This is a genomic window from Chitinophaga sp. CCNWYY40, assembly GCF_037483205.1.
Lineage (GTDB): Bacteria > Bacteroidota > Bacteroidia > Chitinophagales > Chitinophagaceae > Chitinophaga > Chitinophaga ginsengisegetis.
The window spans coordinates 233680-255278 of the sequence record NZ_JBBHLF010000002.1; the positions used below are offsets into that span (position 1 = coordinate 233680).

General features: G+C 48.4%; 12 protein-coding genes. 10 read left to right on the forward strand and 2 right to left on the reverse strand.

All coding sequences use genetic code 11. From position 1 onward, the window contains the following. The first annotated feature begins 108 nt into the window (after positions 1-108). The 4 genes from V7S65_RS06655 to V7S65_RS06670 all read left to right on the forward strand — a co-directional run bounded on the left by V7S65_RS06655 (position 109) and on the right by V7S65_RS06670 (position 9060). The gene (locus tag V7S65_RS06655; RefSeq protein ID WP_336388783.1) at positions 109-2640 is read left to right on the forward strand and encodes a kelch repeat-containing protein; all 2532 of its coding nucleotides are present in this window, start codon (positions 109-111) and stop codon (positions 2638-2640) included. A 261-nt stretch (positions 2641-2901) separates the two neighbouring features. Then, positions 2902-6150, forward strand: coding sequence for a SusC/RagA family TonB-linked outer membrane protein (locus V7S65_RS06660; protein ID WP_336388782.1), 3249 nt, complete (start codon positions 2902-2904; stop codon positions 6148-6150). A gap of 9 nt (positions 6151-6159) precedes the next feature. After that, positions 6160-7941, forward strand: a complete 1782-nt coding sequence (locus V7S65_RS06665; protein ID WP_336388781.1) for a SusD/RagB family nutrient-binding outer membrane lipoprotein — start codon at positions 6160-6162, stop codon at positions 7939-7941. Between the two features lie 12 nt (positions 7942-7953). Then, positions 7954-9060 (forward strand): glycoside hydrolase family 99-like domain-containing protein, encoded by a 1107-nt coding sequence (locus tag V7S65_RS06670; protein ID WP_336388780.1) that lies wholly within the window; start codon positions 7954-7956, stop codon positions 9058-9060. A gap of 59 nt (positions 9061-9119) precedes the next feature. Here the strand turns inward: V7S65_RS06670 and V7S65_RS06675 are convergent, their stop codons facing one another. Next, positions 9120-10937 carry a WG repeat-containing protein gene (locus tag V7S65_RS06675; protein ID WP_336388779.1) on the reverse strand — a complete coding sequence of 606 codons (1818 nt, stop codon included), beginning with the start codon at positions 10935-10937 and terminating at the stop codon, positions 9120-9122. 107 nt (positions 10938-11044) lie between these two features. Next, complete coding sequence (locus V7S65_RS06680) at positions 11045-13729, reverse strand: PQQ-dependent sugar dehydrogenase (RefSeq protein ID WP_336388778.1); 2685 nt, start codon at positions 13727-13729, stop codon at positions 11045-11047. A 222-nt stretch (positions 13730-13951) separates the two neighbouring features. On the opposite strand from V7S65_RS06680, the gene V7S65_RS06685 reads away from it, so the two are divergent. The 6 genes from V7S65_RS06685 to V7S65_RS06710 all read left to right on the forward strand — a co-directional run bounded on the left by V7S65_RS06685 (position 13952) and on the right by V7S65_RS06710 (position 21493). Next, positions 13952-14239: a hypothetical protein gene (locus V7S65_RS06685; RefSeq protein ID WP_111580448.1), complete on the forward strand. Its 288-nt coding sequence runs from the start codon at positions 13952-13954 to the stop codon at positions 14237-14239. 165 nt (positions 14240-14404) lie between these two features. Next, complete coding sequence (locus V7S65_RS06690) at positions 14405-16939, forward strand: hypothetical protein (protein WP_336388777.1); 2535 nt, start codon at positions 14405-14407, stop codon at positions 16937-16939. Positions 16940-17017: 78 nt separating this feature from the next. Further along, positions 17018-19072, forward strand: coding sequence for a hypothetical protein (locus tag V7S65_RS06695; RefSeq protein WP_336388776.1), 2055 nt, complete (start codon positions 17018-17020; stop codon positions 19070-19072). A gap of 2 nt (positions 19073-19074) precedes the next feature. Next, on the forward strand, positions 19075-19464 hold the full coding sequence (locus V7S65_RS06700) for an SxtJ family membrane protein (RefSeq protein WP_336388775.1): 390 nt from the start codon (positions 19075-19077) through the stop codon (positions 19462-19464). Between the two features lie 20 nt (positions 19465-19484). Beyond that, the gene (locus tag V7S65_RS06705) at positions 19485-19634 is read left to right on the forward strand and encodes a DUF5989 family protein (protein WP_168771530.1); all 150 of its coding nucleotides are present in this window, start codon (positions 19485-19487) and stop codon (positions 19632-19634) included. Positions 19635-19639: 5 nt separating this feature from the next. Beyond that, on the forward strand, positions 19640-21493 hold the full coding sequence (locus tag V7S65_RS06710; protein ID WP_336388774.1) for a carbamoyltransferase family protein: 1854 nt from the start codon (positions 19640-19642) through the stop codon (positions 21491-21493). Positions 21494-21599 lie beyond the last annotated feature (106 nt).

Sequence of the window (21599 nt, forward strand, 5' to 3'; positions counted from 1 at the left end):
ATCGTTCAGTAGCCATATTACTCAAATTATTTCAACAAAACAACCTATCTTCCCGCTTAATAAACAACCAGAATACGCATACATCGATGTGCCCTTTAGTGTTCCACCATGAAGATGTGCTCCTTTAAAGCCCTGCTGTTTGTCGGGGTATTGATATTTTTTTGTTTACCTGCACAATCGCAGGGGTTGGTCTTCTCTTCCTTCGAGCAGGTACAGGAGAAAAGAACCTCGCTGGAATTAAACGGAAAAGAACCGCTTTGCCTGGATGGCAGCTTCGGCCTGTCATTCGACTTTAACTTCTTCCCCGACAGGAACGTGTACTACGGCTACCTGGTGCGCATGATCAATGATCATCATCAGAACATCGATCTTATTTATAATCACTTCGATCAGAAATTCAGTATCGTTTTTGGAGATGTGTATACGCATCTCGACTTCCAGCTGGATAGCGCCCTGCTTTTTCATCGCTGGAATTCCTGCAGCCTGCAATACGACGGCCAGATGCTGTCGCTTACAGTTAACGGGAAAAATTTCGGCAGCAGAAAAATAGCGCTGAAAGATCAATGCTTCCGGATATTTTTTGGCGCCTGCCAGCTGCACAGCTTTAAAACCAGCGATGTACCGCCCATGCGGGTGAAGGGCATTGCGCTGTACCATGATAAAGAGATGGATGGGTTCTGGCCGTTGAATGAACTGGCCGGTGTGCATGCGGTGGACAGTATCCACCGCCGCGTAGCCAATGTGATCAATCCGGTATGGGGAACGCCGCTGCACCAGCGATGGCAGCTGCTGAAGATACTAACGGTGAAGGGTAATGGCAGTTATACCTTTGATCCTTTGGAAGAAGAAATTTATATCGTGGGCGCCGACAGTATCCATCATTTCCTCCTGCGCGACCGGTCCGTGAAGGCGGAGCCACTCAGCAGACGGGCGTACCTGGCCGCCGGTTACCAGTCGGTGTATAATCCCGCCAGCCGCACTTTATACAGCATTCATATCGATCAGCAACAGCTGGCAGCATGGCAACCAGCCACCCGCAGCTGGGATATTCCTTTCGATTCTACCGATATCACCCAGTACTGGCAAACAAATAAATTTATCCGCAAAAGCGATAACGCATTATATATCCTCGGCGGCTATGGCCAGCTGAAGTATAAAAACCTCGTGCAACGATTCTCTTTCCCCACCCGCAAATGGGAGAAAGTAGCAGTACAGCAAACGGATTATAAACCAAGATATCTTGCTGCGCTGGGCGCTACTGCAGGCGGCGATACCGCCTACCTGCTGGGAGGTTATGGCAGCGATAACGGGGAGCAGATGCTGAACCCACGGTATTATTACGACATGCTCCGGTATGATGTGGCCAACAACCGCATACAAAAACTATTCACCCTGCCCGAACCCGCAGAGCCTTTTGTATTCGCGTCGTCGATGGTGATTGATACTACGGACAACAGCTACTATGCATTGATGTTTCCGAACGACCGCTTTATGTCGCGGCTGCAACTGATCAAAGGATCGTTGTCACGCCCGGAATTCCAGCTGGCAGGTGACACCATTCCTTACGCATTTCTCGATAACCGCTCTGCCGCCGATTTGTATTACTGCGCCCGCAGCCACCAGTTGCTGGCTGTTACACAAATTGTAGATAGGGATAAATCTACCGAAGTACGCATCTACTCACTGGCATTTCCCCCGGCGCAGCTATCATTATCCGCTGCTTCAGGCATAACCGGTATAGGTATAAAATGGTGGTGGTTCGGGCTGGCAGGGGTAGTAGTTATAGGAGGCGTAGTATGTTATTATTTATATAGACGCCGGAATAATAAGCCGGTAGTAACTGCAGTTCCCGCCAGGCCGGTGCTGCCGGAAGAAGCGTCCGCATCACCCGGAGCAGCAGCGCCGGAAGAAGTGATGCCCAACAGGGCAGCCCTGATGTTGTTTGGCGAGTTCCAGGTACTGGACAAAGATAAGAATGCGTTAACGCACCTGTTGTCGCCACTGCTGAAAGAGATGCTCCTGCTGATCGTGATTCACACTGCCTGGTCGGGCAAAGGTATTTCTTCAGAAAAATTATATGAAATCCTCTGGCATGATAAGCCGGAGAGAGACGCGCGGAACAACCGCTCCGTGAATATGGTAAAGTTGAAAGCCATCCTGGAAAAACTGGGCAGCGGCGTTATCCTCCGTGAAGAAGGCCGCTGGAAAATTACCTACGACCCGGACCTGCTCTGGGTTGACCTGGCCGAGTTCAGCCGGCTGGTGAAAACCGCTGCGCCGGGTATGGAAAGAATTCAATCGCTGTTAAAAATAGTGAAAGAAGGCACCTTTCTTTTCCGCACGGATTATTCCTGGCTCGAAGATATCAAATCCGACATCTCTTCCAAAGCGCTCGATATCCTGCTCCTGGAAATGAACGGACTACCTGCTAATGCTTCTCCCGAAATATTTATCGATATCGCTAACGCCATCTTTATTTTTGACCCTATCCATGAAGAAGCGCTGCGCGCAAAATGTAAAAACCTGATCCGGCAGGGAAGACCCTCCATTGCCAAATCAGTTTATGAGAAATTTTATAAAGATTACCGGCACATGTACGGCGAAAACTTCCACCTGAACTTCCAGGATATCATCTCCTGATAACCGCTTTCTGTCTTTTTCAAAAAAAATATCACGATTAACGGCGCATTAATACGTTCGTTAATGGATTTATTAGCGTGTAGCTCATTGATTTGCAATATAATTTTTGAAGAAGCATTTTTTCAGCAAAGCGTTATGTTACTGGATTCCACGAAACTGAAAGTCTCCCTGTCCTAAACATGTACTATCAGCGTAGCTCCCGCTTTACTGGAAATCAATTCCACGGTCTGTTTATTTTAAACCATTAATTATCAATCAATTATGAGATTCTGCTTGCCAGTCCTGCTCCTGCTCTGTTTTACACAGGCAATGGCCCAGCGAACCCTTATCAGGGGGAAAGCCACGGATGACAAAAACAATCCTTTACCCGGAGTCAGCATCATGGTGAAAGATACCCGCAACGGGGTAGCCACCAACGAAGATGGCGTATTCTCTATTTATGTAGCCGACCCGAAAGCAACGGTACTACGGGCTACCATGACAGGTTATGAAACAAAAGAAATGGCGCTGAACGGACAAACAACGATTCAGTTTTTATTAACGCCTTCACCTATCAATTTAAAAAATGTGGTCATTGCGGGTGCAATGGGACTTAACAGGCAAGCCAAGTCAATAGGCTACGCCACGCAGGCGGTGAATCCCAACAACCTCACCGAAGCGCGCGACCTGAACATCGTGAATGGCCTCACCGGTAAAGTGGCCGGCCTCCAGGTAACTACTACCGGTCAGCCCGGATCTTCCAGCCGCCTTATCCTGAGAGGGGAAAACTCCATGACGCAAAATAATCAGCCACTATGGGTGGTGGATGGCGTGCCTATCAACAACGACATGGGCGATGGCAGGGATAACCTCGACTTTGGCAACGGCGCCGCCGATATCAACCCCGACGATGTAGAGTCCATCCAGATCCTGCAGGGACCCAACGCTGCAGCACTCTATGGCTCCCGCGCCGCCAACGGAGCGGTACTCATTGTTACTAAAAAAGGAAAGATCGGCGACGGTAACCTCGGTATCGCTATCAATCAGAATACGCTCGTGAACTCCATCGCTGAATTCCCCGCTTACCAGAACGTATACGGCGAAGGCGCCAATGGCTACCTGGTGGGCAATGGTAACAACATTGTTACCGGTACCGATGCGGTACGTATGGGCCTCAACGGATCTACCTGGGGAATGCCTATGCTGGGCCAGCCCTACAACGACTTTAGCGGCAAAAGGGTGGAAGGAGGTTATTCGCCACAACCCAATAATATCACTTCCCTCTACCAGCCAAGCATCACCAACAGCTCCGGCATCTCTATCAACAAAGCAGATGAGTTGTCGTCGTTCCGGCTGTCGTATATGTTTACCAACAGCAACGATGTACTGAAAAACCAGAATATCATCAAGAAGCATAACGTTACGCTCAACGCCGGCCGTAAACTCGGTAAGTTCCTGAATGTGGAAGCCCGGGTGATGTATACCAACCAGGGCACCCGGAACCGTACCTACCGTAACCTGGACCCGTCCAGCCCGATGGCAGCATACGTGTACATGCCCCGCAGCGTAAACATCAACTCGCTGTCGCCATGGACAGATGCCTTTGGCAACTCCGTTACCTTCGGCGCAGTAGGCAGCGTGGAAAATCCTTTGTGGATGATCAACGAAAATGAAAACGAAGACAGGTCCCACCGCTTGCTGGCAGGTATAACGGCTACGGCTAAACTGACTAATCACCTCAGCTTCCGCTTAATGGGTTCGTCAGATATAAAAATGGCGAGCTACTATCAATACAGGGAACTGGGCGGGCTCCGGACACCCAACGGATTTTATTCCAACTCCTCCCAAAATAACCAGATGTGGGATTACCAGGGTATGTTTATGTATAATAATAAACTGAGTAAATCTATTACCCTCACTGCCAACCTGGGAGCGGAATACGTAAATAACTACAACCAGTTCAGGGGCGCCAGCATTGCTTCGCTGCTGGTACATGATATGCCCAGCATCCAGAACAGTACGGCGTTTCCGGCTGCAACGGAATCATTGGTGCGTTCTAATGTGCAATCGGTTTATGGTAATGCTACTATTGCTTACCGCGACTTCCTGTTTATTGATATCACGGGGCGTAACGACTGGTCGTCCACGCTGCCCGTTAACAACAGTTCGTTCTTTTATCCGTCTGTCAGCGGCAGCTTCGTGTTCTCTAACTTCCTGCCGGAAAACAGTTTCCTCAACTATGGTAAACTGAGAGCATCCGTAGCGCAGGTAGGTAACGCCGCGCCGCCACAATCGCTGATCACCACGTATCCTTACGGCGGATTATTTCTCGGTAATCCCTATCTCAACTATGGTAATAATAACCAGTTGAACAATGGAGAACTAAAGCCCGAAAAAACATTATCGAGAGAAGCCGGCGTGGAACTGGCTTTGTTTAAAAGCCGTATCCAGTTTACCGCCAACGTGTACCAGTCTAACACCACCAACCAGATTATCCGTCCGCAGATACCAACGGAAACCGGCTTCTCCACCCGCATCCTCAATGCAGGCGAAATGCAGAACAGGGGAGTGGAGCTATCGTTGAACGCAGTAGCCCTGCAAACAAAAAAACTGAGATGGAATGTGATGGCCAACTGGTCGATGAACAGGAATAAGGTACTGTCGCTGGTTCCTAACATCGACCGCCTCAGTTTGGGTACCAACCTCGGCGCCACCGTGAATGCTATTGTAGGCCAGCAGTACGGCGTACTCACGGGCAATGCGCCATATAAAGTGCGCGATACGCTCATCGTGAATCCTTCCAATGGCAGAACGATCCCGGATCCTAATGTAGTGCTGGGGAACTTCCATCCCGATTGGATCGGATCATTCGGATCTGCTTTTAAATATGGCGCCTTCGATCTCTCGGTACTGTTCACCGTAAAATGGGGCGGCGTTATTTACTCCGCTTCGTATGGCCGCGCCAACTTCGCGGGTAACACCATTGCCAGCTTATACGGCCGTGATGAATTCCTGATGAGCAACGTGATCCTCGGTGAAAATGACCAGGAAAGGATGGGCGTAGGACAAGCCACCAGCATGGGTAACACGGCCTACAGCGATGCAGACAGGGCTAAAGGCGCCCGTTATGAGGAAGCCTACTTCCCGCTCACAGATGCCTCCGGTAAAACTATTCTTGATAAAGACGGCAGGATGATTCCTGGTAAAAAAAGCGGTATCTGGATGAACCCAACTACCTACAATTCAGATATGGTGTTGAACAATACGCCTGCCATCACTTTCAACGCGTCTAATATCCGCCTGAGTGAATTGATTTTTGGATACGCTGTTCCGGTAAGGATCTTAAAAACAACACCAGTGAAATCTGCAAGGCTTGCATTCGTGGGCCGCAACCTGTGGACAATCTTCAAACATACGCCGCAGGGTATTGATCCGGAAGCAGCCAACACCACCGGAAATGCCCAGGGTATTGAGTCCGGCGGATCTTTCCCTTTCTCTATTTATGGATTTGACCTGAAAGTAACTTTTTAAATGTGTATCATGAAAGTAGTATATATCCTTTCTTTAATAACGATCATGTGCTGGGGCTGTACCCGGGATTTTGAGAGCCTGAATGCCGATCCCACACAGTTCACAGAAGCCGCGCCGGAAGCCAGTATCCTGGCGGCAGTAAAAAATATGAATGCCCGCATGGCCGATTATAACACCACCAAATACTGGGATCTCGGCCACCTGCTTTGTCAGCAGGCAAACAGATATGACGTAACTGATGCGGGGATGTGGCAAACATTTTACCAGGGTGTATTGGGCAACCTGAACCAGGTATTGGTAAACTATAGCAGCGATACGCTTTATAACAACCGGGTACAGGTGGCGCGGATTCTCCAGGCATACGCTTATTCCATCCTGGCGGGCAACTACGGAGCAGTGCCGCTGTACCAGGCCAACAACCCGGAATACCTGTCTACCATTATGTTTGAGAATGAAGATACCGTTTACAGCTATGTACTCACCACGCTGAAAGATGCGGCGGCGAAGATTAAACTGAACGGCGACAAACTCAAATACGACGCCGTGTACAACGGCAGCCTGCAAAACTGGATTAAGTTTGCCAATACCATGCGTCTGAAAATTGCGATCCGTACACAAAAAAATATGGGCGCTGCCGCAAGGCAACACATCGCTGATGTAATGGCCAACGAAGCCAACACCATTAACTCGGAAGCAGAAACGGCGAAAATGAATTTTGAAAATGTGAACGGCAACGAAAATCCTTACTTCATCAAGTATATCAAATCCAATCAATACTTTCCATACGCACCTGGCGCTACCGGCCAGGCGCCTAAGCTGAGCGAGTTCCTGTTCACCGTGTTCCGATCCTATAAAGATCCGCGGCTGAGCGTTTACTACGACACGGTGCCTACGGCCAACCGTTTTATCTTAACAGATACCCTCACCAGCACAGCAGATGATTCCCTGAGAGTGGTTACTTACCCGATTCCTTATCTTGGTCAGCCGAAAGCAGGAACCAAGCTTGCAGGCTGGACAGCCCTCGCCGGATTGCCCGATATGGTGGGTACTTCCAATATCAACAGCTACTCCAATGCCAATCCCATCATCTACCAGGTAGGCCGCCCCCTGATCATGCTCTCTTATGCAGAAACATTGTTTCTGAAAGCAGAAGCTGCTCAAATGGGACTGGGAGGAAGCCAGAGTGCGGAACAATATTACTACGCCGGTATTGATGCCAACTTCGCCTCCTGGAATATCAGCACTACCCTCCGCGATGAATACAAAGCACGCGATGGTATTAAATGGAACACCACCGGGATAGGGTTTAATAATTATCTCAGTCTCACCAACGCCAATATCTCCGCCGATCCTTATGTGAAAATATGGGTGCAGCGCTGGCTGAACTATTTCCCCGACGGCGGCTTCGACTGCTGGTGCCTGGAACGCAGAACACGCGTGTTCCGCCTGCCGCCGCATACCAACCCCGGAGGCAACTCTTCTTACTCTGCCAACCCAACGTATTCGGATGTGCCGGGAAGAATGTCTTATCCCATTTCCGTAGTAAACTTAAACCCCGTGGGCTACCAGAGTGCATTAAAAGAACTGGGTGTGAGCCGTACGGACGACTATGATATTTACCAGGAACTGCATTTTGCAAAACCTTACACCGTGCCCGACTGGAATAATGAGCCAGCCAGCTACGACTACCGCTTCATCCAGAAATGGTATGGCAACAACATACAGGATCTGGCAGCCGCCGCGCAAAGGGATGGATTCAGATACGTGATCACCCAGACTTATCATCCTTAAAAAATCAATATCATGAAACGTGTTTATATATTGGCAGCAGCCGCTTTCCTGTTGCTCAACGCCTGTAAAAAAGACCTCACCGGTCCTTCTGTGGATGATAATATCCTGAACTACGATATTGAAGAAATACCGGTAACGGAGAATTATGTGGTAGGCGCTTTTTATACATCTTTTGGCGGATGGAACGCCAACATTAAAGAAGTGCCGGTAGTAGGAAAATACGGCATGCCCAACGGTGTGCTCACCCCGGGTATCATGCCCAAACATATTGCCTATGGCGTAAAAGCGGGCCTTGATTATTTCGTGTTCTCTTTCCGTTCTCCCAACAGGGACGCCAATAATTTCAGGTCGGATTCCACTTTGATCCGTGGCTTCATCGACAGCGACGGGGAAGGACAAATGAAATTTGCGATGTCGTATAACTTCAGCACCGGCACCTACGGCGGCATCAGCGCCACCAATCCCATCGAGAAGGATAAGCTCAAACTGGCGCAGTTCTTTGATGATTTCCGCAGAATTGTTCCTTACCTGAAAGATGCGCATTACCAGAAAGTGGGCGACAAACCGCTGCTGTATATCCAGAACGCACAAACGCTGTTTTCCGATAGCAATAAAGCTATTTATGATACGCTGAGAAGCCAGCTGAAAGCGCTGGGCGTGGAGCCTTACATTGTAGGGATGCAGGACCGCTGGACACCGCCTGCCCGCTATGAGATCCGCTTCAAAGGCTGCGTGGATGCTATCTATCACCAGTCGTTCAGCTCACAGATCAATAACTGGGACCGGTGGTACCTGCTGCCGCAGATGATGGACCAGAACTGGAAATATTCAAAGGATTATTTTGATAAAAACTTCGGGGTGGATTATGTGCCTAACATCACGCCGGCCTATAGCTGGAAGATCAACACGCCCACCAGTACCAACCCGGAATACCCTCGTACGGACAGCGGCGCCATGTTTATAAAATTGTGCAACGTTGCTAAAATGAATGCCAGCAGCAAAACACGGCTGATCATGATAGACGGATGGAACAACTGGACAGAAGATTCACAGCTTGAACCGGCGGAAAGTTATGGAGAGCGCTATCTTAATATCGTAAAAAAACAATTCAAGAAATAAGAATCGTGGAAGATTCACTTTTGATCCTGTAATAACAGAAGGGGCTGCGTCACAGCCCCTTATTCCTTATCTATATAGGCTTGTAATTTTTTCTGAACTTCTTTACTGAAGTAATAATAGCCGTACTCACCATTTGCTTCTACATAATCCAGCAAATGCATTTTGTCAGCAGGCAATATCTCTTCCTCCATGATGGCAAAAACGTCGTCTCCTTTTATGCCATAGGCGATTCCGGTATATGAAATCAGGTTGATCAGTTCTTCAAATTCAAAATCTGTATGCTGATTACCATCGATACAAAAAACAGCCCAGCCGGAATCCTTACGCAAGGCTATGTATTGCGATTTGAGGTATTTCATTTCGGAGTACTCAGGTAGCAGTATCCATTTGCTGAAATCACCGGTGGTAAAGAACAAGCCGGTTTGTTTATTGGCGGTAACTTTACAAAAGTTGAAAGACACATGCTCCAGGCGTTTGGGAAGCTCTTTAATGATGGAGGTGATTGGTTCATCGGTAATTGGCCGGAGATCTTCTATTAAGTCAAAGTTGAAATCCAGCACTAATCCCTGCGGGTACTTAAACAATCCCTGTTTATCATTTTTACTCACCAGGAATGCGTATCCCCAGGATTCTATGATGGCGGTATAACCGGCTAGTAATACTTCTCCGGTGGAGGATAATAAAATATTATGTGATTGATGTTGATGGTTTAAAATTTCGAAGATAAAAACCTCCTCACTAAAATTTCCACAATGATATATAGATCTCCTTTTAACAAAGGCAGGGTCGAATCTGCCTAATAAAACAAACTGATCAGAGAATATTAAATGACTATCTTCTCCTTCTTCTGCAGTAACATAAAATGTTTCATCTTCTGAATCTTTAAATTCATGCTCATAATCAAAAGGTAAAACTACCTCGCCGCTGGCATTTATTACACCATATTTCCCGTTCAATTTGGCTGTCCAGTAGCTTCCCAGGGGCATTAGAGATGACAGGTCATCGTAATGCGGCGGCAGTTTAACGTTTCCGTTTGGCTGTATCAGGCCATATTTACCATCCACGTTTACTACTGCATATCCGCCGGTAAAGTCATAGGCGTCGGTATAAACCGGCTGAACAATAATTTTCCCGGACTTATGTATATAACCATACCTGCCGTCTTTTAACACAACGGCGATGTCTTCGTCCTCATTGAAACCGTAAAACTCATCGTAAAAAGGCTCCACTAATATTGCTCCTTTCTTATCTTTCAGACCCCAAAGTCCATTCTCTTCAAAAATATCTGCCTCCTCTGTGATCTCCTGGTCATAAATATGTTCGAGGCCGTAGTCAAAGCCGGGGTAATTCAGCAGCGTTCTGAAATCAGGGAGTCCGGACAGGACCTCGCCCGCAAATGCAGATGTTGTCAACAGCGAAATATCATCTGCTGCTATTGCACGGTTTATTACAGTGTTATTATGGGCGATAACCGCTAACAGTTCGCTGGCTTGATTTTGATGACTTTCATCGCTCATATTAAAAACGTCCCAGGCATCCACATGAAAGTAGGGCTGACTTAACTTATCCAGGTATTGGAATAATTTTTCTTTGGCGATAGTGAATTGTGCTGCATCATCTATCAGTTCCGACTGGTGGCTTTCAATGAAGTTATAAAACCGTTTAATGTTTTTGATGCCATTTTCCGCATTATAATAAAGACCAAAATTTTCCGGGTCGGTATGTGTATTGTAAATGTTGCCTGCTACAAAGCCGCTGTCTATCAGCAGGGGCTGCAGCAGCAGCGGAACTTCGTAACCCCACTCCATTACCATTACATCGGTATGCTGCATTGCTGATGGGGTGGATATATTATAGATGTAAGCTCTGTGAGACATAATAAATTATTTCAACAATTAAAAAAGGACTTCGTAAAAACTCCAGAGCGTTTAGCTGCTCCGAAAAAGTTAGTACAAAGTCCTTATAAATAAAAAAATAAAATCAGTTACGGCTTAAATTCAAGCCAGTCCAGCGTAAACAAATGCTGGTCTGGTTGCTGATCTTTGCTGAACACAAAGTAAAGATCGCTATTACCGGCGGGCGCCTGTACCGGCGCAGTTACTTCTATAAATTTATCCCAGCTGCCGGTGGCTTTGTAGGCCAGTTTGCTGATCACCGGACCGTTCACGCTGCCGGTATGAATTTCCAGCACGGCGTCTTTGTCGAGCGATGAATAACGGTAAGTTACTTTATGGACGCCTTTCAGATCAATGTTCCTGAATACAAAGAACGATTTATTATGAATGGCTCCCAGGAAGTCAGCTGAACGGTTGATGTTGTTAACGGAGTCCGCATCTTCTGCCTGCACACGGAGAGAGCGAAGCAGTAAGAGGGCGCTGCCACTGAGCGGGGAGGCGTTGCCGCCGCCATCAGTGTATGTGGCGGCCAGTACATAGGCGCCATACTTTTCTTTGCCCAGGTGATCTTTCAGCGCTACGCTGCCGGAAGCGGGCAGGCTGCCTGCCGCCTGTGGTGTGCCCAGCGTAAGGATGTATTTCACAATTTGCCCGGCTTCATCAACAGAGAGTTGCGGGTGTGCCGCCATAGAGTGTTCTCCCCAAACGCCACCGCCGCCTTTAATGATTTTGGCAGCAAGATAGGCCGGCGCCTTTGGATCTTTCTCATAGCGTTTCGCCACCTGTGTAAAGGCGGGGCCTACGGATGCTTTATCTACCTGGTGACAAGCCTTGCAATCGCTGCCTTCCATCAGCAACTTACCCGGATGCGCCGGTACAGTGGTGATGAGCTGGTGTCCTTTCTCTGCTTTCGCTTTGCTGCGCGGAATGTAATGCAGGCCGATCATCAGCTGTTCGTTGTTGATAGCCGGATCTTCCTTGTCGGTAACGGTAACGGTATAATGCAGCGGGCTGTTATCAAAATAGAAAGTAGTGTTATCGGTGGTGCTGATCTTTACTTCCGGTATGGTGTTACCCACGCGGATAGTAACGGTATCGGTGCTGCTGGCACCTTCCGGATCGGTTATTTTCAGGATGGCATGATACACGCCGTTCTTCTGGTAAGTATGTACCGGCGCAGAATCTGTTACCGCAGCGGTTTCATCGCCAAAGTGCCATTCGTATTTCAACGCTTGTCCTTCGTCAAAATCGTAGCTCTTGTTGCTGCTGAAGTTTACTTTCATGGGTGCGGTACCTGCGGTATCCACGGTGGTGATAGCTGCTACCGGTGCGCGGTTGCCGCCGTTGTACGAAATGCGTACCAGTCGCGCGTCGTCATTGTCTATACCATATACCGAGCCATACTCCAGTATGTACAGGTCGCCGCCTTTACCGATGGCCATGTCTACCGGGCGTCTGAAGTCGCCGTTGGTTTTCATGAAGGGTTCCATTGATTTAAAGTTCTGCTGACTGTCCAGTCGCACGGCATACACCCAGTTACGCATCCAGTCGTAAATAAATAATGCGTTATCATACCATACGGGTAAACCGGTGGGAGAGGCGGTGGCTTCATTATAATGGAATACCGGTCCGGCCATTGCACAGCGGCCGCCGTTGCCCAGTTGCGGGAATACGGCAGACGAGTCGTACGGATACCAGATCATGGCCTTTTGCGCTGGTGGCAATACTTTCAGCCCGGTGTTGTTGGGTGAATTATTTACCGGGGCTTCTGCTTTGAAAGGTGCGCCGATGGTTTTGGTGGCAAAATCATATTGCGGGTATACTTTATTATCGCCTACTACAAATGGCCATCCGAAGTTGCCTGGCTTTTTGGCCTGGTTAATTTCATCATATCCGCGTGGTCCCTGGTCGCTGTCTTCGCCTGCATCCGGGCCTACTTCGCCCCAGTAAACGATACCGGTGGCAGTGTCTACCGACATGCGGTAGGGGTTACGGCAACCCATTGCGTATATTTCGGGGCGGGTACCGGCTGTGCCTTTGGGAAAGAGGTTGCCTGCGGGAATGGTGTAGCTGCCATCCGGTTCAGGATGGATACGCAGTACTTTTCCGCGGAGGTCGTTGGTGTTGCCGGCGGAGCGTTCTGCGTCAAAGGTGATGCGGCCGGGAATTGTATCTATCGGCGCATATCCGTTGGAGGCAAAAGGCACGGTATTGTCGCCGGTGGAAATAAAGAGGTTGCCGTTGCGGTCCCAGTCGAGCGAGCCGCCGGTATGTGCGCTCACTTCCAGTTCCAGCGGGATGGTCAGTAATACTTTCTCGGAAGCTACAACCAGGGAGTCTTTCCCTTCCAGCGTAAAGCGGGATACCTGTTGTGCTGTCGGGAGCTTATTGGGTGTATAGTAAAAGTAGATATAATGATTTTTGTCGAAGCCCGGATCGAGGGTAACACCCAGTAACCCGTTACCAAATCCTTCCTTTGTATCGGGAAGTACCGGGAACGTATATACGACTTTGGTGGCCTGGGTGGCGGGGTCATAGTGATACAATTTACCGCTGCGTTCAATAAAATATACGCTGCCATTACCGGCTACGGCCAGTTCCATCGGCTCATTGAGGTCGTTGGAAAGAATGGTTTTGGTAAAACGGTTGTCTTCCGGCGCTTTGGTAGCTTTGCTTTTGGTAGGATGGTCGCCGCATCCCTGCATAATTAATGTCAATCCGACAATAAACATGGCCGGGAGTTTCCGCGTGCATAACTTGAACTGTTCACTCATGTAAGGTGATTATGGATTTGATTAGCGGGGCACAAAATAATAGAATATTGTATTTTTTTTTCTTAAAGATGGATGAAAGGAAATAATATAGGATAGCCATATCGTTTTAAAGATCAGGGAATGTTGGCTAATTTAATATCAGAAGAGAAAGGGAAGTTGTCATTTTGTGTGCTGCTTCCGTATATTTGAGGCCCACATTATTCAGGCTGGTAAATTGAAAAGATGGATCTGAACGAATTTAAGCAATCCTTACAGGATGCGCATCCACCCAAAAACATATCGGTATACCTTGAATCCCTCTGGTACGAAGGAAAAGGTAACTGGAAGAAGGCGCACGACCTGGTAGACGATCTGCCGGGAACCGATGCTGCGAGGGTACATGCTTACCTGCACCGGGTAGAGGGAGATCAGGGAAATGCTGATTACTGGTATCGCCGGGCAGGAGCAACCAGGCCCTCCGGTACCCAGGAACAAGAATGGGAATTATTAGTGATCCAACATTTAAAATGACCGGCAACTAACAGTTACCGGTTGCCAACTTAGCGTGTACATTTTACATTTGTCATTGATTATTAGGCTATAAAAAAGCACTAATTTGTTTATTATTTGTATATTCCACGTGGCTTTAGATCAACAAATATTAGACAATCAGTTATTTTAGTTTTTTAGCGGAGTATGTGGAAATTTATCCTTTTACTGTTTTTATCTGTTCATCTGATTACAAATGCTGGTTATGCTCAATCCTATGGATTACGCTTTTCTAGTCATGAAGTGGTGCAGGAAAGAAGAACAACGCTGAACTTAACTTCATCTGGTCCGCTGTGTTTCAAAAAAAACGGAGAAATATCATTCGATCTGAACTTCCTTCCCTATAAAGAAACCTATTTCGGATATGTATTAAGGATCATCGCCGCCAATAACCAGAATATAGACCTGGTATATAACCAGAAAGAAAGAACCTTTAACTTCCTCATCGGGGAAAGCTTTTCCCGTGCATTTGCGATCGACTCAATCGCCCTCTTCGGCGGGTGGACGCATATTACCATTCATTTCGACCTGGAGCGCAATGAAGCCGCTATCTCGGTGAATAATAAATTTATTGCCAAAGGCCCGGCAAAACTGGGCAACCCGGCATGTACCCGCGTGTTCTTTGGTACCAATACCTACGAAGGTTTTCAAACAGTGGATATCCCGCCCATGAACCTCCGTAATATTGTGGTGAAAGAAGGCGGGCATACCATGTACAACTGGCCGCTCTCTGAAAACGACGGCAGCAAAGCCACTGATCAGCAGGAAGGTAAAACTGCCGTGATCCGCAATGCCAACTGGATAGGCCCGAAGCACCGCAACTGGAGCCTGCTCCAGAGCTGGGAAATAAGCGGTACTCCCAGCGTGGCTTTCGACCGGGAGAAAGAAGTACTCTATATTGTATCCTCCGATTCTCTCTATAATATCTCGTTTAAAAATGAACAGCAACAGGGCATCCGCCTGGCGCAGCGCCTCGATAGCCTGATGCCGGGAAACCAGTCGGTGTACAACCCGTTTCTCCATAAACTCTTTAACTTTTATATAGATCAGCAAAAAGCAGGGGCCTACGATTCCGCTACCCGGAAATGGGAGATCAACTACACGCCAGATTTGCTCACCGTTTACTGGCAGGCCAATAAATTTATCTCCCACCCGGATTCTTCTCTCTATATCCTCTGCGGATACGGACAAATGCAATATAAGAATACCGTACAGCGCTATCATTTTGCTGATAAAAGATGGGACTCTGTACCCACCACCGGCGAAAGGCTCACACCCCGGTACCTTGCTGCGGTTGGTGCTACCAGCAGTGGCGACACGGCCTATATTCTCGGTGGCTATGGCAGCAACAGCGGCAACCAGGTAGTAAATCCCCGTCATTATTACGACCTCATGGCCTTTTACGTGAAAGACCATTCCTTTCACAAAGTGTTCCAGCTGGAAGAACCACCCGTGCAGTTCTGTTTTGCCAACAGCCTGGTGATAGATCCCGACACACAAAATTATTATGCCCTCATCTTCCCTGACGATAAATTTAATACCACTCTCCAGTTGGTGGAAGGCTCTCTGAAGGCGCCACGGTTAAAGCCACTGGCCAATACCATCCCATATTTCTTTCATGATATCAAGTCGTTCGCGGACCTCTACTATTGCCGCGACAGCAAAAAACTGGTGGCCGTCACCTTGTATACTTCAAAAGACAATATCACGGAAGTAAAGGTATACACCCTTGAGTTTCCGCCGGATGCAATAGTGGCGGATAATGCCAGTCTTACGAAATTCTCCGCCTGGTACCTGCTGCTGCTTATCCCGGTAGCCGGCATCGGCATTTTCCTGTTCCTGCAACGCCGCAAAAAAGTAACGCCGGCACGGACAGCAGCAACGCCGCTGCCTCCGCTGCCCGTGGTGATACCTGAAACCACTACCGACGAAACCGCACCGGAAGAGATCATTGCAGAGAAAAAAGGAAACATCTATTTCTTTGGCCCATTTGAAGTACTGGACAAAGAAGGACAGGATATCACCAAATTCTTTACGCCGCTGCTCAAAGAATTATTCCTGCTGATAGCCATTAACACCATCCGTTCAGGAAAAGGTATTTCATCTGACCGGCTCTATGCTACCTTGTGGCGCGATAAGTCCAGTAAAGAAGCGCAGAACAACCGCTCCGTAAATATGGTGAAGCTGAAAGCCATACTGGATAAGCTGGGCGCCTGCGCTTTTGTAAAAGAAGCCGACCGCTGGAGCCTCCAATACTCCGTTGCCGATATCGACATGGACCTGGCCGGGTTCCAGCAGCTGCTGCATTCGCCGCGTCCCCTGCAAAAGCAACCCGTGCGCGATCTGCTGAAGATCCTCCATCGTGGCTCCTTCCTGCCCGATACCAATTACACCTGGCTGGACGATATCCAGTCCGAAATTTCCGGTGCAGCCCTCGATATCCTTACCGAGGCGGCCAACCAGTTCAAATCAGATCCGGAACTCCTCATTGAAATCGCCGACAGCATCTTCCTTTTTGATCCCATCAATGAAGAAGCGCTCCGCATGAAATGCAGCAGTCTTGTATCACTGGGTCGTCATTCACTGGCCAAAACCGCCTTCAATAAATTTGCAAAGGAATACCTCCACATGTATGGGGAAGAGTTTCCGCAGTCCTTCACAGCTTACTCCGGCGATAAGTAGGCGATTTTTCACTTAATTTTTTTCAGTTAGTGCATTATTAGTGCTGCCATTAAGGCGCGCCGTATAAATTGCATTGAAATGAATAAGACAAGATTCCACGACTATGGCACTCAGGCCGCTTTATTACAAAAAAAAAGAATGTTGGTGATTAAAATCATCAGCATTCTTTTCCCCTTTTTAATTATCGGTGGAGTGGAAGCAGGACTGCGGTTATTTAATTATGGCCACAACCTGGAGCTCTTTATTACATCTCCCCAAAACAAGAATTATTACCAGCTCAACCCCGCCGCCTCCCTGAAATATTTTTCCAATGCGGAAATCGCCACCAAAGGCAATAGTGAATTATTTAAGAAAGTAAAAGACTCAGGTACCCTTCGCATCTTCGTATTGGGCGAATCCACCACTATCGGGTATCCTTATTTTCATAACGGCTCCTTTCACCGCTGGCTGCAATACCGCCTCATGCATTCCTGCCCGGAGAAACGCCTGGAGATCATTAATCTTTCACTAACAGGCGTTAATTCCTATACAGTAGCCGGTTTTACAAAAGAATTATTGCCGTATCAGCCGGATGCGGTACTTATTTATACCGGTCATAATGAGTACTATGGTTGCCTGGGCACGGGCAGCACCGACAAAGTAGCCGGCAGTCCTTTCCTCATCCACCTGGTGCTGAAGCTCCGGGAATTCCGGATCACCCAGCTCATGGCCAGTGCGCTCCACAAAATTTCCACGCTGAAACCCGCCGGCACGGAAGGCGCCGGCAAAACCCGTATGGAAATGATGGTGGCAGCGCAACAGATTACTTTCGGATCGGATATGTACGAAAGAGGCATCACCCAGTTTACCACCAACATGGATAATACGCTGCGCATACTGGATCAGGCCAACGTGCCGGTATTCATCAGCAACCTGGTATCCACCGAAAAAGACCTGTTCCCTTTTATCAGCGTAGCGCCCGACTCCACAAAATACCCCGGATTCAATACCGCATACCAGCAGGGCGAACAGGCCATTGCCAACGGAGATTCGGCCACGGCATTGCAGCATTTCATGGCCGCGGAAAACAGTTATAACGCGCATGCCGGCTGCAACTACTACCTGGGATTATTAACCCTGCATAACGGCGACAGCACTGCTGCAAAAACATATTTCGATAAAGCAAGGGACCTCGATGCGCTTCGTTTCCGTGCGCCCTCCAAACTCAATAAGGTGATGCTGGAACTGTGCAGCAAATATAAAAACGCCCACCTGGTAGATGCCAATGCCGCTTTTGAAGCCGCCAGCGCCGGCCACATTATCGGCAATGACCTGATCCTGGAACATGTGCATCCTAACCTGAAAGGCTATGCGCTGTTGTCGGATGTGTTTTATAATACCATGAAAGCACAGGGACTTTTCAAAGCGCCGCCCGAAACAGAAATGAGTTTTGCACAGCTGCAGCAAATGATGCCTGTTACCGTGATCGATAGCTTGTCCGGTGCCTACAAGATTGCCAACCTGAAAAGAAGCTGGCCTTTTAATAAAACGCACGTTTCCGATACCATGCTGATTTCCAGTGCAGAAGAGCAGCTTGCTTATGAAGTAGCTTTCAGGAAAACATCCTGGGCAGCGGCATTGCAACAGCTCTATAATGCCTATAATCAAAACGGCGATTTTGCCAGGGCCGCTACCATCGTGGCCGCATGGGTACAGGAACATCCTACAGAAACAGGCTACTATGAAGAAGCCGGTAACTACTATGGCAAGCTGGATAATACGGCGGAAGCCATTTTCTACTTTAAAAAAGTATTTGGCATGTCGCCTTCATTTGACGTGGCTAGAACGCTTTTTGTGCTTTACCTGAAACAGGACAACGCCAGCGAAGCGTTGCCTTACCTGGATTATGCCATCGATCATAACGAACGGCGGTTAAACCTGTTGCCCGTAAAAGATTGCCTGTTGCAGATCCTGGAGCTGCAAACAAAGGCGGCAAGGGAGCCGGCAAATATAGACGTGCTTAACCAGATCGCCGGACTGTACTACCGGATGGGAAATAAAGATGGCGCCGTACTATACGTAGAAAAAGTATTGCACGCCTCGCCGGGCAACCGGGATGCACTTACGATGCAAAGTCAGCTGAAAAAAGTATAGCCATGTGGAAAGGCTTCACCAACATTACCCGGCAGCAATGCATTGAATTTGGACAGGTAGCTGCCACGGCGCTACTGGTGGCAGCGTTGTATTTCCGTGATTTCAGGCTGGTAGCTGTTGCGCTGCCGGTGCTGCTTATCACCATGCTGGCGCCCCGGCTTTTTTATCCGCTGGCCGTAACCTGGTTTGGGTTAGCAAAAGTTTTGGGAGAAATAAATATACGCATACTCCTTACCCTTGTTTTTGTGCTGGTGGTAGTGCCCGTGGGCATATGGCGGAAGTGGCGGGGCAAAGATGCTTTGCAGCTGCGCAGGTTCAAAAAAGAAAAGACATCGGTAATGGATATACGTAATCATGTATATACGAAAGAGGATTTGCTGCACACATTTTAAAACGGTCATAATTATACGTCATGGAATTTCTGCATGAACTGCTTTACTTTTTAAGAACACGTAAGAAGTTCTGGTTGCTTCCGCTGATCATCGTGCTGCTGTTGCTGGCATCGCTGGTAGCATTAACCAGTGCTTCGGCGCTGGCGCCTTTTATTTATGCCATATTTTAATTGCGTTGAGGAAAATTATCCTGGGCATATCCGCATTTTATCACGACAGCGCCGCAGCGCTGATCATCGACGGGCGCATTGTTGCGGCCGCACAGGAAGAACGTTTTACGCGCATAAAGCAGGATGCGTCTTTCCCGGCGCAGGCCATTAAATATGTATTGTCGGAAGCGGGCATCTCTTTTGATGAGCTGACTGCCGTGGCGTTTTATGATAAACCGCTGCTGAAATTTGAACGGCTGCTGGAAACCTATCACGCCTTTGTACCACGCGGCTGGCGCAGCTTTATTACGGCTATGCCGGTGTGGATGAAGGAGAAAGTGTTTATGAAGAAAATGCTCCGGCGCCAGTTCCGCACATTGGGAGCCACCGTGAAAGTGTCGCTGTATTTTCCTGAACACCATTTGTCCCATGCTGCCAGCGCTTTTTATCCGTCGCCTTTTGAATCCGCGGCCATTCTTACGGTTGATGGTGTAGGAGAGTGGGCTACCACCACCATTTGTTATGGCGCCAATAATGATATCAAAATTTTAAGAGAGCTGCGTTTTCCGCATTCTCCCGGCTTATTATATGCCGCCTTTACTTATTTCCTGGGGTTTAAAGTAAACAGCGGCGAGTATAAATTAATGGGACTGTCGCCTTACGGCCTGCCGGATGCCCCGCAAACCGTTGCGTTCCGGGAAAAGATCCTGGCAACGTTGGTGGATATACGAAACGATGGTTCCATCCTGCTGAACATGGATTATTTTGAATTTGCCACCGGGTTAAAAATGACGGCCACCCCCTTGTGGGAAGCGCTGTTTGGTTTTCCCCGCCGCGAGCCGGAATCCGCTATCACGCAGGAACACATGAACCTGGCGCTGGCCATTCAACAGGTTACAGAAGAAATTGTAGTAGCGCTGGCACGCACGGCAAAAGAAATTACGGGGAGTCATCACCTGGTGATGGCGGGCGGTGTAGCGCTCAACTGTGTGGCGAATCATAAAATAAAAGCCGCGGGTATTTTTAAGGATATCTGGATACAACCTGCTGCCGGTGATGCGGGCGGTGCATTAGGCGCTGCATACGCCGCTTATCATATAGGGATGGAACAGGCGCGTATTTTTTTTCCGGGAGAAGATGGGATGCAGGGCGCATTTCTCGGCCCCGCTTATGGCGACGCTGATATCCGGAAGCTGCTGGCCCGCTATGGAGCGGTGGCGGTTCATCAGCCGGACTTTGATGTACTCACGCAGGAAGTGAGTGAGCACCTGGCCAACGGAAAAGTAGTGGGCTGGTACCACGGCCGGATGGAGTTTGGTCCGCGTGCCCTCGGCAACCGGAGCATCCTTGCGGATCCGCGGCAGGCCGCCATGCAACAGCAGCTCAACGCGAAAATAAAATTCCGCGAAAGCTTCCGTCCCTTTGCACCCGCGGTACTGGCAGAAGATGCGCACCATTATTTTAACGATGCCACTGCTTCTCCCTATATGTTATTTACCACCACCCTAAAAGAAGCGCTGCGCACCAACACAGCTGCGGATACTACTGCCTCCATATATGAACGGTTGCATCAGCAACGCGCTGCTATCCCCGCGGTTATACACCTCGATTATTCTGCGAGGGTACAAACCGTACACCATATGCTTCATCCAAAGCTCTGGCAACTTATTAATTGTTTTAAAAAACTAACGGGTTGCAGTGTGTTGATCAATACCTCTTTTAATGTAAGGGGAGAGCCGGTAGTGAATACGCCGGAAGATGCATGGCTTGCTTTTATGCGAACGGAAATGGATTACCTCGTGATGGGTAATTATATTTTTGATCGCCGGCACCAGCCTGTGTTGCCGGCGGAGTTGTTTAAATCCTTTGAAAGGGATTAATATCTTCTTCTCTCAAAAAAAATTAAAAAAATAGCACATTAATACGGCTGTTAGTTCATTATTAGCGCTGCTGTTAGGCCGGTGATGCTTACTTGCATTCATTATT